This is a genomic window from Streptomyces sp. NPDC059900 (genome assembly GCF_050270335.1).
In the GTDB taxonomy this organism is placed as follows: Bacteria; Actinomycetota; Actinomycetes; order Streptomycetales; family Streptomycetaceae; genus Streptomyces.
Window position 1 is genome coordinate 1 of sequence record NZ_JBNNJZ010001158.1, and the last position, 1,099, is coordinate 1,099.

Annotated in this window: 1 protein-coding gene; it reads right to left on the minus strand. The window is 72.8% G+C overall.

The genetic code is table 11. From position 1 onward, the window contains the following. Positions 1-1,061, minus strand: a 1,061-nt coding sequence (locus ACQKIP_RS48040; RefSeq protein WP_427745938.1) for a condensation domain-containing protein, incomplete at its 3' end; no start/stop codon positions are given. Positions 1,062-1,099: the final 38 nt, after the last annotated feature.

The window sequence follows — 1,099 nt, forward strand, 5'->3', positions numbered from 1 at the left end:
AGCAGGGGGAGGTCGGAGGGGGTGTGGCCGCCGGCAGCGGGGTCGCCGTCCGTGTGCGCGGCAAATCCGGTGAGAACGTCCAGCCACTGGCGGCCGAGTGCCACACCCCGCGCGTGGTCCAGCAGGCCGCCCGGCCAGGCCAGCGACAGGGTCAGTTCAGGTCCGTGCGGGGTGTCCTGGATGATCGCGCCGGCTGCCAGCGCGTGGGTGGCCGGGGCCTGCGGGTCGGCAGCACCGCCCGGGCCCGTTTCGCCGGCCGGCTCCCAGGCGCCCGGCTCGCCGGTGATGGCCACTTCGGGGACCCGCCCCAGGTAGTTGAAGCCGATCTGCGGTACGGGCAGCGCGGCCAGCTCCGGTGCGGTGCGCGCGTTCAGATGGCGCAGCAGTCCGTGGCCGAGGCCGTCGGCCGGAACCCGCTGGAGCTGTTCCTTGACCGCCTTCAGCAGGGCGCCAGCTGCCGGACCTCCCGCCTGCGCCTCGGCGAGATCCGTATCGCCCGCGGCGACCCGGACCGGATGTACACCGGTGAACCAGCCCACCGTGCGTGACAAATCCACTCCCTCGGCCAGCGCTTCCCGGCCGTGCCCCTCAATGTCGACGAGAACGCCGGCTCCGTACTCCGGCCGCCACTGCGCCACCGCACCCGCCAGCGCCGCAAGGAGCACCTCATGCACCCCACAGTGGAAGACGGCAGCGGTGCGGGAGAGCAGCGTCCGGGCCACGGCGACAGGTACGACCCACTCCTCGCGACGCAAAGCCGCCACCGTGTCCCGCACCGGATCCAGGGCTCGCCCGCCCAACAGCGCCTCGTCGCCCGTCAACAGCTCTTTCCAGGCCGGGAGTTCCGCCGTCCGGTGCTCGCTGACCGCCTCGGCGGACAACAGCTGCGACCAACGACGGAACGATGTACCCACCGGTTCAAGGACCAGCTGCCGACCACCGACCGCCGCCTCGCAGGCGGCCCGCAGATCCGGCAACAGAACCCGCCACGACACCCCGTCCACCGCCAAGTGGTGCACGACGACCAGCAGGCGGCCCACCCGCTCCGGGCCGGCGTCCAACCACACCACCTGCGCCATCACTCCGGCGCCCGGATCCA